Raw genomic sequence first — 16,516 nt, forward strand, 5'->3', positions numbered from 1 at the left:
CGCCGATGTTTCACGTGAAACATCGGCGCCCGACGTCGTTCTAGGGAAGTACGTTCGACCGGATGCCAAGGGGGCGTTGGGGTTCAGTCGTCGCTGAGCCAGGCCGCGATGTATTCGAGGTTCATCTTCCACTCGTGCTCCTCGACCGGCGGGAGGATCTCGTCCCACATGGTCATGAACGGGCCGCGGAGCTGGAGGTAGCCGTGCGGGCGGGCCAGGAACCACTGCTGGAGGTGCGCGGTGCCGTCGCCCCAGCGGTTGACGTGGACCTGCGCGACCGACTCCAGGGAGCGGATCGCGCGTTCGAGGCGCACGGTGAGCACGCCGAGTTCGGCGGCGTGCATCGTCGACAGGTCCCCCAGGTCGAGGTGCGCCCGCGGTTCGAGGATCACCACGACGGGGAGGCCGCTCGGGGCGGGCGGGGACTTCAGGCGCCAGCGTTCGTTGGACCAGAGGTACACCGAGTCGGGCGTATGGCAGGCCGCGCACTGCTCCTGCCGGTCGCCGCGGCGCGGCGGCTCGGCCTCGACCGGCTCCTGGAGCGGCTTGATGCGGAGTTCGCCCTCGAACGGGAAGGCGGGCCATTCGACGAACGCGGGCAGGGCGGGGCGAACGCCGCCCGCGCGCTGGTTCGGGGGTCGGGTGCTCGGGTTCGCCAAGTCGGGCTTGGAATTCGGGCCGGGGGTACTCGCAGCTGCCACCATCGAAAAATACCCCATGAACGCGAGTGTGGAAACCACCGGAATCGACCTTTTGGCAGATTTCAAATGGGTTAACTCACGGTCCACCCGTTCGACCCCCGACTGTGGAGCGATCACGGCCCGCGAACCAGGAGAATCAGCCCGGAGAACGGTATTCGAGGGCACAAGTGACGTGCGCCCATATGGCGGGAAGCCCCTGTCCGGGAGGCCGGTCCGTAGGGCAAGCTGGAAGGCGTGCAAGCAACAGTGACTGATAGTTCCACGCCGGAGGCGACGCCCGTTCCGGGCGACGACATCGCCGTCCTGGTGGACCCGCCGGTCACCGCCGCGCTCGTTGACGAACTCAGCCATCTCTGGGTGAGAGTGACGAACGCCGGCGGTTCCGTCGGGTTCGTCCCGCCGGTCAACATCGACGAGGTCCGCCCTCACACCGTCTCCATTCTCGCGCGAGTGATCGACCGGACTGACACGCTGGTCGCTCTAAAGGAAGGAGCCGCCATTGTCGCTTGGTGTGTTCTCACATCAAACGACAGCCCGCCGCGACACGGGTGGCGGACCATGCGCCACGTCCAGGTCGACCCCGCCCGGCAGGGCGGCGGACTCGGGGGCAAGCTGCTGGCGGCCGTCGACCACGTTGCCCGCGAAGAGCTGAAGCTTGAGGCACTGACCCTCAAGGTCCGCTCGGGCACCGGCGCCGACGCCTTCTACCGCCGACACGGATTCAGTGAGGTGGGACGTCTGCCGCGCGCCGTGCGCATGGCCGATGACGACTACCGGGACGACATCATCATGTGGCGGGAACTCTCCTAGCCGCAGCAGAGCGAACAAGGCGAGGGGCCGGATGTTTCACGTGAAACATCCGGCCCCTCGTTCGTTGTCCGGGGAACGGCTACTCGATGCCGATCTGCTCGACGATCCGGTCGAGGTCGGAGAGCGAGCCGAACTCGATGACGATCTTGCCCTTCTTGCGGCCCCACGAGATCGACACCTGCGTCTCGAAGTGGTCGGAGAGGCGCTCCTTCAGCTCCTCCAGACCGGGGGCCTTGATGCGGTCCTTCCCCGCGCGAGAGTCGCGCGGACGGGGCTCGTCGAGCTCCGGTTTCTCCTCCAGGCGGTTGGCCGTCACGAGCTCCTCGGTGCTGCGCACCGACAGTCCCTCGCTGATGATCCGCTCGGCGATGTGCTCCTGCGAGTCGGCGCTGTCGAGGCCGAGGAGCGCGCGGGCGTGGCCCGCGGTGAGTACGCCCGCGGCGACCTTCGTCTGCACGGTCGGCGGGAGGCCGAGGAGGCGGATCATGTTGGAGATCTGCGGGCGGCTGCGGCCGATCTTCTTCGACAGCTCCTCCTGCGTCACGTTGAACTCTTCGAGGAGCTGCGCGTAGGCCGCGCCCTCTTCGAGCGGGTTCAGCTGGACGCGGTGGATGTTCTCCAGGAGCGCCTCGCGGAGCATCTCATCGTCGGCCGTGCGGCGCACGATGGCCGGGACGGTCTCCCAGCCGAGGGCGGTGGCGGCGCGGAGCCGCCGCTCCCCCATGACGAGCTCGAAGCGGGCGCCGTCCTCGCGGGGCTCGTCCGGAGTCCGCTCGCGCACCGCGATCGGCTGGAGCATCCCGACCTCCGTGAGGGAGGTCTGGAGTTCGATGAGGTGCTCGTCGTCGAAGTACTGCCGCGGCTGCTTCGGGTTGGTGCCGATGTCGGGGATCGGGATCAGCTGGAAGCTCGCCCCCGGGACCGGCACGAGGTCCGGGCCGTCCGATGTTTCACGTGAAACATCGGGGACGGGCTCGGGCTCGGGAGTCGATGTTTCACGTGAAACATCGCGCTCGACCGCCCGCTCGGTCCGGGCCGCCTGGCGGGGTGCCGGGGCGGGTGCCGGATCGTCCCCGGCCTCCGTCTCGGACTCCGTCGTGGTGGTCTCGGCCAGACCGGTCGGGATGAGCGCGCCCAGTCCGCGACCGAGCCCTCCGCGCTTCGCCGCAGCCATCGACTAGTTCCCGCCTTTCTGGTTCTTCCCGCGCCGGGAGAGTTTCGCGCCGCGCAGGGCGATCTCCTCGGCCGCTTCAAAGTAGCTCGTCGCACCCCGCGAGCCGGGGTCGTACGTCATGATCGACTGCCCGTAGCCGGGGGCCTCGGAGACGCGCACGCTCCGCGGGACCACCGCGTCGAGGACGATCTCGCTGAAGTGCCCGCGCACCTCCTGCTCCACCTGGTCGGCGAGCTTGGTGCGCTTGTCGTACATCGTCAGCAGGATGGTCGAGACCCGAAGGCGCGCATTGAGATGCGCCTTGATGAGCTCGATGTTCCGCAGCAGCTGGCCCAGCCCTTCGAGCGCGTAGTACTCGCACTGGATGGGGATGAGCACCTCCTCCGCGGCGACGAGCGCGTTCACGGTGAGGAGCCCCAGGGACGGCGGGCAGTCGATGAAGATGTAGTCGAGTTCCCCGCTGTAGGTCTCGATGCTCTTCTCAAGGCGCCCTTCGCGGGCGACCACGTTGACGAGTTCCACCTCGGCGCCGGCCAGGTCGATCGTGGCCGGGATGCAGTAGAGCGAGGGGATGCCGTCGACGGGCTTCGCGATCTCGTCGAGCGGCTGGCCCTCGACGAGCGCCTCGTAGACGCTCGGCGTTCCCGCGCCGTGCTCGACGCCGAGACCGGTGGAGGCGTTCCCCTGGGGGTCGAGGTCGATGACCATGACGCGGTTCCCGTGGAGCGCCAGGGCGACCGCGAGGTTCACGGTGCTCGTGGTCTTGCCGACGCCGCCCTTCTGGTTGGCGACGGCGATGACGCGGCGGCGGGTCGGCCGGGGCATCGTCACGGCCCCGGACGGGTTGAGGACGCGCACCGCGCGCTGGGCCTCGCGGGCCAGCGGGAGGTCGTCGTCGAACTGCTGGGTCTTCGCCGCCGGCGCCGACTGCTGCGGCACCGCCTTTGCGGTCGCCTTCCGCCCGTTCGCCTGCGACTCGTCCGGCGCCAGATGCCGTCCGGTCTTGCCGCGCGATGTTCTCGCCATCCCGTCCCCCCGTTCCCCGCTGCTGTCAGACCGGTCGGACGTCCCGACGCCCGCGCCGGACTGCCTCGCAACCGATTCTGACCCAGTCTGCCCGTAGGCCGGGGCTGCGCCACCCGATTCGGGGGAGGTTTCTCGATAGCGGTGGCGGCGCGAGGGCGGCGCCTCCTCGCTCACGGCAGCATCGAGGAGGTTCCGGATCCGCCGCTCGGCCGGGGTATCGCCGCCAAGGGAGCTGTGTTCACGATCTTCGGAGGGAAGGGGGTCGCGCACGTTCACCGCCACAGACTACGGGCCGAATGTTTCACGTGAAACATCGCCCTGCTCGGAGTAGCTTACTCGGGATAGGTTATCCGAACCGGGCGCACATCGCCGAATACGCAGTGCCGCGATGACGGTCTCATCGCGGCACTCGTTGCAGCCCTTGGGCTTTCGCTGTATGAATTTTCCGGCCGGGTTGGCCCGGTTGGCTAGTGGACCCGCTCGATCTCCACAACCGTTACGGGGACGGTGAACACGGGCTCGCTCAGCTTGTACTCGCCGCACTGGAGGATGGACGCCTTGGCGCCTCCGAGCGCGCGGATCGCGTTCGCGTCGCGCTTGATCTCCTCCTCCGCGCTCTGCCCCTTGATCGCCAGCATCAGGCCGCCGAGGCGGGCCAGCGGCAGGCACCAGCCCGCGAGCTTCCCCAGGGGCGCCACGGCCCTCGAGACCACGATGTCGGCCTTCCCCCGCGGGGAGACCTCGTCGGCGCGCGCCCGCACCACTTCGATGTTGGTGAGGCCGAGGGTCGCCACGACCTCCTCCAGGAACGTGATGCGGCGCTGCATGGGCTCCACGAGGGTCACCCAGATGTCCGGCCGCGCGATGGCGAGCGGGATGCCCGGGAGCCCGCCGCCGGACCCGACGTCGATCACATCGGACTCCTGCGGGATCAGCTCCTCCACCACGGCGCTGCCGAGCACGTGCCGCCCCCACAGCCGCGGCACCTCGCGCGGCCCGATGAGGCCGCGCTCGATCCCGATGGTCGACAGGAGGCCGACATAGCCCTCCGCCAAGGCGATCCGATCCTCGTCCGCTCCGAACACAGAGGCCAATGTTTCACGTGAAACATTGGCCTCGGCGGGTTCAGAGCCTTCCGGCTCGTCGTTCATTCGTTCAGTCGCTCCGCACTACTCTGTCGCCTGCCGTTACTCGGCGGGCTTCACGACGACCCGGCGGCGCGGCTCGGCGCCCTCGGACTCGCTCTGCACGCCGTCGGTGGCGTTGATGACGTCGTGGACGCACTTGCGCTCGAAGGCACTCATCGGGTCGAGCTTGACCACGCTGGCGGTCTCGATGACCCGCTTGGCGGTCTTCTCGGCCAACTCGGCGAGCTTCTTGCGGCGCCCGGCGCGGTACCCCCCGATGTCGAGCATCAGGCGCGAGTGGTCCCCGGTCTTGCGGTACACCGCGAGTCGGCACAGCTCCTGGAGGGCTTCGAGGGTCTGGCCCTTGGGGCCGACGAGCCCGCCGAGGTCCTCCCCGACGATCTCGACCTGGGGGCGGTCGCCGACGACGAGTTCGTCGATGTCCCCGTCGAGGTCGAGGATGTCCAGCAGGCCCTCCATGTAGTCGGCCGCCACTTCGCTCTGCTCGAAGAGGTCGTCTTCGGAGGCCACCTCGTCCTCCCGCACCTCAGTTGCTCCCATAATTGCCAACTCGTCCTATCGCTCGTTATAAGCCTAGTTTGCACCATTGTGGCTGATCCGCGGCTCCTGCGCCGCCGCGGACCGTCCCCCTAGCCTTTTTTCTTCTTGGAGGCCTGCTGCGCGCCGCTGACCTTCTTGGCCCGGGCGATGCGCTCCGCCCGGGAGAGGTTCTTGCCCGCGCCCGGTCCGCTCTTGGCGGCCCCGGAGCCGTTGACGCTCGAACCGTTCACGCCCTGGTCCGACACGGTCGGCTTGGCGGGGGCGGCACCGGTCTGCTTGGGCCGCTTGCCGGGCTTGGGGGCCAGGTCCTTGCGGCGCTGCTCGGCCTCACGCTGCTCTTCGAGCATCTTCTCGTGGGCCTTCGAGCCGGGCTTCGGCGGCTTCGCGTTCGCGTTGTTCTGCGCGGGCGGCGGGTACTTGCGGAGCACGTACTGCTGCTGCGCCAGCGAGAACAGGTTGTTGATGGTCCAGTAGATGACCACGCCGATCGGGAACGCGCCCGCGGAGAAGATCATGATCACCGGGATGCCGTAGAGCATCACCTTCTGGATCATGCGCTGGTTCGGGTCCTCGTTCCAGCCGGTCTTGAGGATCATCTGGCGGGTGGTGAGGAACGTCGTGAGGATCATCAGCGCGCCGAGGATGCCGGCGACGAGCTTGACGTTGACGGAGGAGGAGTCCACGGCGTCGAGCTGCGAGGCGGGCGTCAGGAAGGTGCTCCAGAACGGGGCGCCGAAGAGCTTCGCGTGGACGTACGTGTTCCAGTCCGACGCCGGGCCGCCGGCGAGGCCGGTCCACCCGTACAGGTCGGTGTTCAGCGTCTGCTCGGGGTCGGGGCGGCGCAGGATGTGGAAGAGCGCCAGGAAGACCGGCATCTGGATCAGGATGGGAAGGCAGCCCATGAGCGGGTTGGCCTTCTCCTTCCGATACAGCTCCATCATCTCTTTCTGGAGCGTCTCGCGGTCGCCCTTGTAGCGCTCCTGGAGCGCCTTGATCTCAGGGGCGAGCTTCTGCATGGCCCGCTGGGACTGGATCTGCTTGACGAAGAGCGGGAAGAGGATGACGCGGAGCGTGATGACGACGCCCACGATCGCGAGGACCCAGGCCCAGTCGCTCTGAAGGAATCCGTTGTCGTCGCCGCCGAAGACGTTCGACCAGAGGTCGTGCCACCGCAGCAGCACCCACGACACTCCGGTGTAGGCCCACTCCATCACTTGCGGACTCCAGTCATCTCGCTCGAATTCATCACGTGCTCACTCATGCCGAGGGGGCACGGGGTCGAAACCCCCCGGATGAAAGGGGTGGCACCGTCCCAGCCGTCGCAGGCTCAACCATATGCCACGGGCTGCACCGTGCCGGGACAGCGCCTCAAGGGTATATGCGCTGCAACTGGGGTAGAAGCGGCAGCGTGCCGGAAGCGCCGGGCTTATCCACCGACGGTACGCGATCACGGGGGCGGCCACCACTCGGACCAGGCGTGATTCCGGCTTGTGCTCAAAGGCTTTCGCCGAAGGCGAACAAGTGTGGGGTGCCGTAGGCGAACCCCCGGAACGGGGCACCGGAGGCGGACCTGCGTGGGGTGACGCGGAGGCGGTCACGACCGGCTCCGGTGCTGGCGGCCGCTCTTCCCGGTGCGGGCCGCCTGGACGGCCTCGGTGAGGTCGCGGCGCAGTTCGGCGAAGTCCCGCTCGGCGGCTTTGGGGGTGGCCCGGACGACGACGTCGGTCCCGGCGGGCCAGTGGGGGAGCTCTTCGGCGGCGGCGTGCCGCAGGCGGCGCTTGACCTTGTTGCGGACCACGGCGTTGCCGACGGCCTTGGAGACGACGAAACCCGCCCGCGCCGTGCGGTTCGCATCGGCTTCGGACGGTGTCGCCGGCTCGGCGGCCGGTTGGAGCGCTGGTGCCCAGTGCACGACGACGCCGCCGCGGGCGGCCCGGCGCCCGCGCTTGAGCACGGCACCGAAGTCCCGGCTGCTGCGGATGCGCGCGTCGGCTGGTAGCACCTGGATCACGTCCTCATCCCCCGCGGGCGGGCGTGTTCGCCCGCCTCGCGCAGGGGACCTGAGGCAAGCGCTCAGACGGTCAGCTGCTTGCGACCCTTGTTGCGGCGCGCGTTGACGATGGCGCGGCCCGCACGGGTGCGCATGCGCAGCCGGAAGCCGTGGGTGCGCTTGCGACGGCGGTTGTTCGGCTGGTAGGTGCGCTTGCTCACGACGGATGTCTCCCATTACGAATCAAATTGCCACTGCGCCGGGCCCTCCCGGGGCCCAGCCCCGGATCGGGGCTACGGGGACGCGGAGAACAGCCTAGCAGGGCTTTCACCGGGGTCCCCAGCCGCTGACGGCGGGTGTGGCATGCCCCTCTGGTTCGACGGGCAACTCGCTCATGTTACTCGCCGCACCGGCGCGGTCGCCAACCCGGGTGCGGCCGGGGGAGCGGCGCTGCGGGCGTCCTCTGCGGACCCGCCGGGACGCGTCCGGCGAGGTCCCGCGACCGCCGCGAGCAGCCTGTGGATAACTTCGCCCGGACTGTGGGCGACTTCTGCGGCGCAGGAACGGCATCGTCAGAGGTGTTGCGAGAAATACCAGGTCATGACCGTGATTCAGGAAACATTGTCACAAGCGGCGCATGTGCACAGGGCACCTGAAGCCCTGTGGATAACCTGTGGAAAACTTGCTGGGACGCGTCGCCGGATGCGCCGGGAGGACCGGTCGGGGCGGTGCGGATCGCCTGCATCGGAGCCTACCGGCTGCGGCCTCCGAACTTCGCGAAACCGACCGTTCGGGGACAGACGGCGAGCACCGGGGCACGGGACGACGAGCACATGAACACGCAGCGACGAGCTTCATGAACACAGAGGGATGGCGAACGTGACCGACCAGGATCTGTCGGCAGTCTGGTCGGCGGTGTCCGCCGAGCTGGCCGAGGCGTCGTCGCTCACCCGCCAGCAGGCGGCGTGGATGCGGCTCTCGCAGCCGGTGCTGTCGATGCCCGGCACGTTCATCGTCGCCGCCCCCGACAAGTTCGCCCGTTCGGCGTTTGAGTCGAAGCTCCGCGTCCCCATCAGCGAGGCCCTCTCCCGGCACCTGGGCCAGCCGACGCAGATCGCGGTCACCTTGCAGGAGAAGCAGGTCGAGGCCGCACCCGAGCCCCCGGCCCCGGAGCAGCCGCCCGCGAACGGGACGCCCGCGCCGGAGGCCGCCGACGCGACAATCGTGTTCGAGCGCCCGAAGTTCGAGGAGCCCCCGCCCGCGCAGCGCGGTCCCGTGCCGGCGCAGAACCCGCCGAGCCTGTTCGACACCGCGTCCTTCCGCCCCGGCGAGGCCGCCCCGGCCCCTGAGCGCCCGGCCGCCGAGCGTCCCGCGCCCGAACGCCCTGCACCCGAGCGTCCGGCGCCGCCGGTCGAGCGCGCCCCCGAGCCCGAGCCGGAGCGGCCCGCGCCGATCCCGCACCAGCCCGCCCGCCAGGCCGAGGCCGAGGCGCCCCGCTGGGAGGAGCGGATGACCGAGCCGCCCGCCGACGGCGCCGAGCTCGAACGGGTCCTCTCCGAGACCGCGGCCCGCCGCGCCGACGGGCACAAGGACCAGGCGCACCCGCCCGTGGCCCCGCCGCCCTCCGACGACCCCGACCCCGAGCGCCGCGGCGGGATCACCAAGGCCCACACGGCCGCGCCCGCGAAGGCCGTGGACGGCGTGGGCCGCCTGAACCCGCGCTACAACTTCGACACGTTCGTCATCGGCTCCTCGAACCGGTTCGCGCACGCGGCCGCGTTCGCCGTCGCCGAGGCGCCCGCGAAGGCGTACAACCCGCTGTTCCTCTACGGCGGCTCCGGGCTCGGCAAGACCCACCTCCTCCACGCGGTCGGCCACTACGCGCACGACCTGGGCACCGCCCAGTCCGTCCGGTACGTGACGACCGAGGAGTTCACGAACGACTTCATCAACTCCCTGTCGGACCGGCGCCAGCAGGCGTTCCAGCGCCGCTACCGGGACGTGGACATCCTCCTCATCGACGACATCCAGTTCCTCATGGACCGCGAGCGCACGCAGGAGGAGTTCTTCCACACCTTCAACGCGCTCCACAACGCCAACAAGCAGCTGGTGATCTCCTCCGACCGCTCGCCGAAGCAGCTCCAGACCCTGGAGGACCGCCTGCGGACCCGCTTCGAGTGGGGCCTGCTCGCGGACATCCAGCCGCCGGACCTGGAGACGCGCATCGCGATCCTGCGCAAGAAGGCCGTGCAGGACGAGCTGAACGTCCCCACCGACGCCGTCGAGTTCATCGCGACGCAGATCCACCACTCGATCCGCGAGCTCGAAGGCGCACTGATCCGGGTGACCGCGTACGCGAGCCTGAACAAGAAGCCCGTGGACCTGGGCCTGGCCGAGGAGGTGCTGCACGACTTCATCCCCGAGGGCGGCAACACCCACGAGATCACGGTGGACCAGATCATGCAGGCGACCGCCGACTACTTCGGGGTGGCCTCGGCCGACCTGAAGGGGAACTCGCGGTCGCGGATCCTCGTGAACGCCCGGCAGGTCGCCATGTACCTGTGCCGGGAGCTGACGGACATGTCGCTGCCCCGGATCGGGCAGGCGTTCGGCGGCCGCGACCACACGACGGTGATGCACGCGAACAAGAAGATCCGGAAGCAGATGGCGGAGCGCCGGGCCCTCTACAACCAGATCGCGGAATTGACGAACCGTTTGAAACACACCGACGAATGAGCGGCCTGTGGACAAGTCTGTGGAAAAGCTGTGGATAAGTGCCGGAATCTGTGGAAAGCCTGTGGACAGAGTGTGGATAACAGGCGGGAGTGCGATTCTGTTTCGCTTTGAGGCTGTGGAGAACCCTGTGCATAACCTGTGGAAAAGCTGTGGACAACCCTGTGGATGGAATGTGGAAAACTCGGCGGGTGTCGGAGGCTGTGGATAAGCTCCTGATTCATCCACAGGTTCTCCACAGGCCGTCCACAGGCCCGCGGCCGGGACTAGCTGCGGAAAGAAGGGTTTTCCACAGTTTCCACAGCACCGACGACTACGACGACAGTTATATCTATAGAGAAACCATTAGTAATAGCGCTGTGAACAACCGAGCTTCATCGAGAAGGAGCGACCCATGAAGTTCCAAGTCGAACGCGACACCTTCGCGGACGCGGTCTCCTGGACCGCGAAGAGCCTCCCGGCCCGCCCGTCGGTGCCCGTCCTCGCGGGCGCCCGCCTGTCGGTCGACGAGGGCACCCTGACGATCTCCGGTTTCGACTACGAGATCTCCACCCGGGTCACCGTCGAGGTCACCGGTGAGAGCGCCGGGACCGCGCTGGTCTCCGGCAAGCTCCTCGCCGAGATCGTCAAGGCCCTCCCCAACAAGCCCGTCGACTTCGTCGTCGACGGCCCCCACGCCGAGCTCACCTGCGGGTCGGCCCGGTTCACCCTCCCGACCATGCCCCTGGAGGACTACCCCTCGCTGCCGCAGATGCCCGAGGCGATCGGGACCATCGACGCCGAGGAGTTCGCGAAGGCCGTCGCCCAGACCGCGGTCGCCGCGGGCAAGGACGAGACCCTGCCGACGATGACCGGCGTCCAGGTGGAGATGACCGGCGGCGGCATCGGGATGCTCGCCACCGACCGCTACCGCATGGCGATCCGCGACTCGACGTGGGAGCCGGGCGCCTCCGACGTGGCCGTCACGGTCCTGGTGCCCGCCAAGGCCCTCGCCGACACGGCGCGCACGTTCGGTTCGCTGTCGGGCCCGGTGACGATCGCGGTCCCCACGGGCACCGAGGGCGCCCCGGGCATGATCGGCTTCACCGCGGGCGGGCGCCAGACGACCTCCCGCGTCCTCGACGGCCAGCTGCCGCCGCTGCGGAGCCTCCTGGCGACCACGTACGCGACCACGCTGAAGGTCAAGACCTCCGAGCTGATCGAGGTGGCCCGCCGCGTCGCGCTCGTCGGCGACCGCAACTCGCCGATCCGCCTCTCGTTCGACGAGGACGGGCTCGTGGTCGAGGCCGGGGGCGCCGAGGACGCGAAGGCGTCGGAGGCCATGGACTGCTCGCTCGACGGCGAGCCCGGCAAGATCGCGTTCAACCCGACGTACCTCCTCGACGGCCTCGCCGCGATGGACGCCCCCTACACGGCGTTCAAGATGAACGAGCTCGGGAAGCCGGTCGTGATGACCGGGCAGCCCGCGCCCGAAGATGAGGATTCCGACACAAACCACGACGTGTACCTGTACATGCTGCAACCATTGCGTTGGGACGCCTGACCGCACAACGACGTGAACGACCCTGGCGCGAACACCGCGGAACGCTTTCGTGTTTGAAAGGGGGCGCGACATGCAACTCGGCATGATCGGGCTCGGCAAGATGGGCGGCAACATGAAGTTGCGGCTCGAAAAGGCTGGACATCAGGTCGTCGGCTACGACCGCAACCCGGACGTCGCCGACGTGGACTCGCTCGCGGGCCTCGTGGAGGCGCTCGACGCCCCGCGCGCCGTGTGGGTCATGGTCCCCGCCGGCGAGGCCACCCGGTCCACCGTGGAGGAGCTGGCCGGGCTGCTGTCCGAGGGCGACATCGTCGTCGACGGCGGCAACTCCCGCTTCACCGACGACGCGGTCAACGCGCAGACGCTCGCCGCAGGCGGCATCGGGTACGTCGACGCGGGCGTCTCCGGCGGCGTGTGGGGCCTGACCGAGGGCTACGCGCTCATGGTCGGCGGCGCCGAGGCCGACGTGCAGCGGCTCCAGCCGGTGTTCGACGCGCTCAAGCCCGAGGGCGAGCACGGCTTCGTCCACGCGGGCGGGGTCGGCGCCGGGCACTACGCCAAGATGGTGCACAACGGCATCGAGTACGCCATGATGCAGGCGTACGCCGAGGGCTACGAGCTCCTGGAGGCCAGCGAGTACGTCGACAACGTGCCCGAGGTCTTCAAGTCGTGGCGCGAGGGCACCGTCATCCGCTCGTGGCTGCTCGACCTCATGGACCGGGCCCTCGAAGCGGACCCGAAGCTCGACCACGTCAAGGGCTACGTCGAGGACTCCGGCGAGGGCCGCTGGACCGTGGACGAGGGCATCCGCCTGCGCGTCCCGCTCCCGGCCATCACCGAGTCGCTGTTCGCGCGCTTCACCTCCCGCCAGGAGGACTCCCCGGCGATGAAGGCCGTCGCGGCGCTGCGGAACCAGTTCGGCGGACACGCCGTGAAGTCGGAATAATCGAGACGGCATCATAGAGGCGTGCGTGTACGACAGCTGCAATTGACGGACTTCAGGTCCTACGCGCACGCCCAAGTCCTGTTCGACGAGGGGCCCTCGATCCTGGTGGGCCCCAACGGACACGGCAAGACCAACCTGGTCGAGTCCCTCGTCTACCTGGCGAACCTCCGCTCCCACCGCGTCTCCTCCGACGCGCCCCTGGTCCGCCAGGGCTGCGAGCAGGCCGTCGTCAGGGCCGAGATCCTCCACGACTCCCGGCGCCTCCTCGCCGAGCTGGCGATCGTCCCCGGCAAGTCGAACAAGGCCCGCCTCAACCGGACCGACCTCAAGCGCCCCCGCGAGATCATCGGCGCCCTCAAGGCCATCGCGTTCGCGCCCGAGGACCTCGCGCTGGTCCGCGGCGAGCCGTCCGCGCGCCGCCGCTACCTCGACGAGCTCCTGTGCGCCCGCTACCCGCGCTTCGCGGGCGTGCGCGCCGACTACGAGCGGGTCCTCAAGCAGCGCAACACGCTCCTGCGCACCGCGTACCTCGCGAAGAAGACCGGCGGCCGCGGCCCCGGCGGCGCGGAGATGGCGACCCTCGACGCGTGGGACGCGCACCTCGCCGCCCACGGCGCCGAGCTCATGGCCGGGCGCCTCGCGCTCCTCGACGACCTCGCCGAGCCCGTCGCGAAGGCCCACTCGCGCATCGCCGACGGCCGCGCCGAAGTGACCCTCACGTACGAGTCGGAGCTCGGCGACGGCCTCACCGCGGAGCAGGACGTGCTCGAAGCCCGCCTCTCCGCGGCGCTCGCGGGCGTCCGCTCCAAGGAGGTCGAGCGCGGCTCGACCCTCGTCGGCCCGCACCGCGACGACCTCGACCTGGTCCTGGGGACCCTCCCCGTCAAGGGCTACGCCTCGCACGGCGAGACCTGGTCGGTCGCCCTCTCGCTCCGCCTGGGCGCCTTCGAGCTGCTGCGCGCCGACGGCACCGCCCCGATCCTCATCCTCGACGACGTGTTCGCCGAGCTCGACGCCACGAGGCGCGAGCGGCTCGCGGAGTACGCCGAGGCCGCCCCGCAGACGCTCATCACCTGCGCGGTCGCCGGGGACGTGCCCGACCGGCTCACCGGCGCCCGCTACGACGTGTGGGAAGGCGAGGTCAAACGTGTCCTCTAGTGGATTCGACTACCGTCCGCGCCCGCGGCGGCGCGGCAAGTCCGACGACCCGCGCTTCCGCAAGGAGTGGTCAGGCCCCGGGCCCGACAAGCGCGACCCCGAGCTGCTCGGGAACCTGCTCCCCCAGATCGTGCGCAAGAACGGCTGGACGCGCAAGGTCGCGGACGCCTCGGTGTTCGGCCGCTGGGAGGCCATCGTCGGCCCCGACATCGCGGGCCACTGCCGCCCCGAGCAGCTGGAGAACGGCGAGCTCCTCGTCGTCGCCGAGTCCACGGCGTGGGCCACGCAGCTGCGCCTGTTCTCGCGCCAGATCCACGCGAAGATCGCCGCGGCCCTGGGCCCGAGCGTGGTCAAGCGGCTGAAGATCGTCGGCCCGAAGCAACCGACACGTTCGTACGGTCCGCGGCGGGTGCGGTTTAATGGCTCTCGTGACACGTTCTGAAGCCGGACACCCCTAGGTCCGTAGGGGGGTTCATGTCCGCGGCTCCCAGTGCGACTATGGCGACAGCGAGGCCCGCGGAGGCCAGCTTCCGAGCCCGGACGAAGTAAGATTGACGGATGCGGTCGCGGCCGGCGCTCTTGAGCGTCCGGCCGCCGGTCAGGTCCGGCCCGGGCGGCCCCCATCGCGCGGGCCCGGACTTCGGACATCGGGTGCTTCCGCGGCCAGACGGCTGCAAGTGTCACAGCCATGGATTAGCTTTTCTTTACCGACCGTGAACCACGATTCGACGACAGAAGGAGTTGCCGGTGGCGGCGAAGCAGCAGGACGAGTACAGCGCCAGTTCGCTTCAGGTGCTCGAAGGGCTTGAGGCCGTCCGGAAGCGTCCGGGCATGTACATCGGCTCGACCGGCGAGCGCGGCCTGCACCACCTGATCTGGGAAGTCGTCGACAACTCGGTCGACGAGTCGCTGGCCGGATTCTGCACCGACATCACCGTGACCCTGACCGACGACGGCGGCGTCCGCGTCGAGGACAACGGCCGCGGCTTCCCCGTCGACGTCCACCCCAAGCTCGGCAAGCCCGGCGTCGAGGTGGCCCTCACGGTCCTCCACGCGGGCGGCAAGTTCGACTCCCAGACCTACGCGGTCTCGGGCGGCCTGCACGGCGTCGGCGTCTCGGTCGTCAACGCCCTGTCGACGCGGGTCTCGGTCGAGATCCGCCGCGACGGGCACGTGTGGCGCCAGGACTACAAGCACGCCCAGCCCGGTCCGCTGGAGAAGGGCGAGGCGGCCGACTCCACCGGCACGATCCTCACGTTCTGGCCCGACGGGGACGTCTTCGAGACCCTCGAATTCGACTACAAGACCGTGTACCGGCGCCTCCAGGAGATGGCGTTCCTCAACGGCGGCCTGGCGATCAGCCTCCGCGACGAGCGCCCCGACCACCTCGACGAGGAGGGGAACGTCCGCGAGGTCGTCTTCAAGTACGACGAGGGCATCGCCGACTTCGTGCGCCACCTCAACGCCTCGAAGTCCCCCGTCCACCAGTCCGTGGTGGCGTTCGGCGCGCAGGAGCCAGAGCAGACGCTTGAGATCGCCATGCAGTGGAACGAGTCGTACGGCGAGTCGGTGTACACGTTCGCGAACGGCATCAACACCCACGACGGCGGCACCCACGAAGAGGGCTTCCGGTCCGCGCTGACCAACACGATCAACAAGTACGGGCTTGAGAAGAAGATCATCAAGTCCGAGAAGGACCGCCTCTCCGGCGAGGACATCCGCGAGGGCCTGGCCGCGATCATCTCCGTGAAGCTGCGCGAGCCGCAGTTCGAGGGGCAGACCAAGGCAAAGCTCGGCAACACCGAGGTCAAGAGCTTCGTGCAGAAGGTCTGCAACGAGCACCTCCCCGACTGGCTCGACCGCCACCCCAAGGAAGCCCGGATCATCATCCAGAAGGCTTCGAGCGCGGCGAACGCCCGCAAGGCGGCGCAGCAGGCCCGCAAGCTGGCCCGCCGCAAGAGCCTCCTGGAGTCCTCGTCGATGCCCGGCAAGCTCGCCGACTGCCAGTCGACGAACCCGGAGGAGTGCGAGATCTTCGTGGTCGAGGGCGACTCGGCCGGCGGCTCCGCGAAGCAGGGCCGCAACCCGCGGACGCAGGCGATCATGCCGATCCGCGGCAAGATCCTCAACGTGGAGAAGGCCCGGCTCGACAAGATCCTCAAGAACAACGAGGTCCAGGGCATGATCACCGCCCTGGGCACCGGCATCCACGAGGAGTTCGACGCCGAGAAGCTCCGCTACCACAAGGTCATCCTGATGTCGGACGCCGACGTCGACGGCCACCACATCAACACGCTGCTGCTGACGCTGCTGTTCCGCTTCATGCGCCCGCTGGTCGAGCTCGGCCACGTGTACATGAGCCAGCCGCCGCTGTACAAGATCAAGTGGAACAAGAAGGGCGACCTGGTCGACTACGCGTACTCCGACGCCGAGCGCGACCGGATCATCGAGGCCGGCCTGGCCTCCGGGAAGGCCGACCCGCGCCGCTCCGACGGCGTCCAGCGCTACAAGGGCCTCGGTGAGATGAACTACACCGAGCTGTGGGAGACGACCATGGACCCCTCGCAGCGCAACCTCCTCCAGGTTCAGCTCGACGACGCGGCAACCGCCGACGAGCTCTTCAGCGTCCTGATGGGTGAGGACGTGGAGAGCCGCCGCCGGTTCATCCAGGAGAACGCCAAGGACGTCCGGTTCCTGGACATCTAGTTGGCAACGGCTCGATACGACTTCGTCTGAGACAGCAAGGA

General features: G+C 68.9%; 16 protein-coding genes. 7 read left to right on the forward strand and 9 right to left on the reverse strand.

The annotated features are described in order from the left end of the window. Positions 1-83: 83 nt before the first annotated feature. Complete coding sequence (locus tag AB0A65_RS05390) at positions 84-659, reverse strand: hypothetical protein (protein WP_359946626.1); 576 nt, start codon at positions 657-659, stop codon at positions 84-86. A 288-nt stretch (positions 660-947) separates the two neighbouring features. On the opposite strand from AB0A65_RS05390, the gene AB0A65_RS05395 reads away from it, so the two are divergent. Continuing rightward, positions 948-1,511 (forward strand): GNAT family N-acetyltransferase, encoded by a 564-nt coding sequence (locus tag AB0A65_RS05395; RefSeq protein WP_359946629.1) that lies wholly within the window; start codon positions 948-950, stop codon positions 1,509-1,511. A 79-nt stretch (positions 1,512-1,590) separates the two neighbouring features. Here AB0A65_RS05395 and AB0A65_RS05400 read toward each other — a convergent pair whose 3' ends face one another. From AB0A65_RS05400 to rpmH, 8 genes are all read right to left on the reverse strand, one after another. Beyond that, the gene (locus AB0A65_RS05400; RefSeq protein WP_359946632.1) at positions 1,591-2,685 is read right to left on the reverse strand and encodes a ParB/RepB/Spo0J family partition protein; all 1,095 of its coding nucleotides are present in this window, start codon (positions 2,683-2,685) and stop codon (positions 1,591-1,593) included. A gap of 3 nt (positions 2,686-2,688) precedes the next feature. After that, a complete protein-coding gene (locus tag AB0A65_RS05405; RefSeq protein ID WP_359946635.1) occupies positions 2,689-3,711 on the reverse strand; it encodes a ParA family protein in 1,023 nt (340 codons plus the stop codon). 467 nt (positions 3,712-4,178) lie between these two features. Then, the gene (gene rsmG, locus AB0A65_RS05410) at positions 4,179-4,862 is read right to left on the reverse strand and encodes a 16S rRNA (guanine(527)-N(7))-methyltransferase RsmG (protein WP_359946638.1); all 684 of its coding nucleotides are present in this window, start codon (positions 4,860-4,862) and stop codon (positions 4,179-4,181) included. A gap of 36 nt (positions 4,863-4,898) precedes the next feature. Continuing rightward, on the reverse strand, positions 4,899-5,399 hold the full coding sequence (locus AB0A65_RS05415) for a R3H domain-containing nucleic acid-binding protein (protein WP_359946641.1): 501 nt from the start codon (positions 5,397-5,399) through the stop codon (positions 4,899-4,901). Between the two features lie 89 nt (positions 5,400-5,488). Then, positions 5,489-6,610 carry a membrane protein insertase YidC gene (gene yidC / locus AB0A65_RS05420; RefSeq protein ID WP_359947197.1) on the reverse strand — a complete coding sequence of 374 codons (1,122 nt, stop codon included), beginning with the start codon at positions 6,608-6,610 and terminating at the stop codon, positions 5,489-5,491. A gap of 42 nt (positions 6,611-6,652) precedes the next feature. After that, positions 6,653-6,865 carry a membrane protein insertion efficiency factor YidD gene (gene yidD, locus AB0A65_RS05425; protein WP_342761196.1) on the reverse strand — a complete coding sequence of 71 codons (213 nt, stop codon included), beginning with the start codon at positions 6,863-6,865 and terminating at the stop codon, positions 6,653-6,655. A gap of 128 nt (positions 6,866-6,993) precedes the next feature. Further along, positions 6,994-7,401 carry a ribonuclease P protein component gene (gene rnpA / locus AB0A65_RS05430; RefSeq protein WP_359947200.1) on the reverse strand — a complete coding sequence of 136 codons (408 nt, stop codon included), beginning with the start codon at positions 7,399-7,401 and terminating at the stop codon, positions 6,994-6,996. A 71-nt stretch (positions 7,402-7,472) separates the two neighbouring features. Beyond that, the gene (gene rpmH / locus AB0A65_RS05435; protein ID WP_091053947.1) at positions 7,473-7,610 is read right to left on the reverse strand and encodes a 50S ribosomal protein L34; all 138 of its coding nucleotides are present in this window, start codon (positions 7,608-7,610) and stop codon (positions 7,473-7,475) included. Between the two features lie 649 nt (positions 7,611-8,259). Between rpmH and dnaA the strand changes: the two genes are divergently transcribed. From dnaA to gyrB, 6 genes are all read left to right on the forward strand, one after another. Then, positions 8,260-10,125, forward strand: coding sequence for a chromosomal replication initiator protein DnaA (gene dnaA, locus AB0A65_RS05440; protein WP_359946645.1), 1,866 nt, complete (start codon positions 8,260-8,262; stop codon positions 10,123-10,125). Between the two features lie 391 nt (positions 10,126-10,516). Continuing rightward, entirely contained in the window at positions 10,517-11,665 is a 1,149-nt protein-coding gene (dnaN, locus tag AB0A65_RS05445) for a DNA polymerase III subunit beta (protein WP_359946647.1), read from the forward strand. A gap of 49 nt (positions 11,666-11,714) precedes the next feature. Next, a complete protein-coding gene (gene gnd, locus AB0A65_RS05450; protein WP_359946650.1) occupies positions 11,715-12,611 on the forward strand; it encodes a phosphogluconate dehydrogenase (NAD(+)-dependent, decarboxylating) in 897 nt (298 codons plus the stop codon). Between the two features lie 21 nt (positions 12,612-12,632). After that, complete coding sequence (gene recF, locus AB0A65_RS05455; RefSeq protein ID WP_359946653.1) at positions 12,633-13,769, forward strand: DNA replication/repair protein RecF; 1,137 nt, start codon at positions 12,633-12,635, stop codon at positions 13,767-13,769. Further along, positions 13,759-14,211, forward strand: coding sequence for a DciA family protein (locus AB0A65_RS05460; protein WP_359946656.1), 453 nt, complete (start codon positions 13,759-13,761; stop codon positions 14,209-14,211). The genes recF and AB0A65_RS05460 overlap by 11 nt, the downstream gene beginning before the upstream one ends. A gap of 305 nt (positions 14,212-14,516) precedes the next feature. Continuing rightward, positions 14,517-16,475, forward strand: coding sequence for a DNA topoisomerase (ATP-hydrolyzing) subunit B (gyrB, locus tag AB0A65_RS05465; RefSeq protein ID WP_359946659.1), 1,959 nt, complete (start codon positions 14,517-14,519; stop codon positions 16,473-16,475). The last annotated feature ends 41 nt before the right edge of the window (positions 16,476-16,516 follow it).

This window comes from Glycomyces sp. NPDC047010, from assembly GCF_040644205.1.
In the GTDB taxonomy this organism is placed as follows: Bacteria; Actinomycetota; Actinomycetes; order Mycobacteriales; family Micromonosporaceae; genus Glycomyces.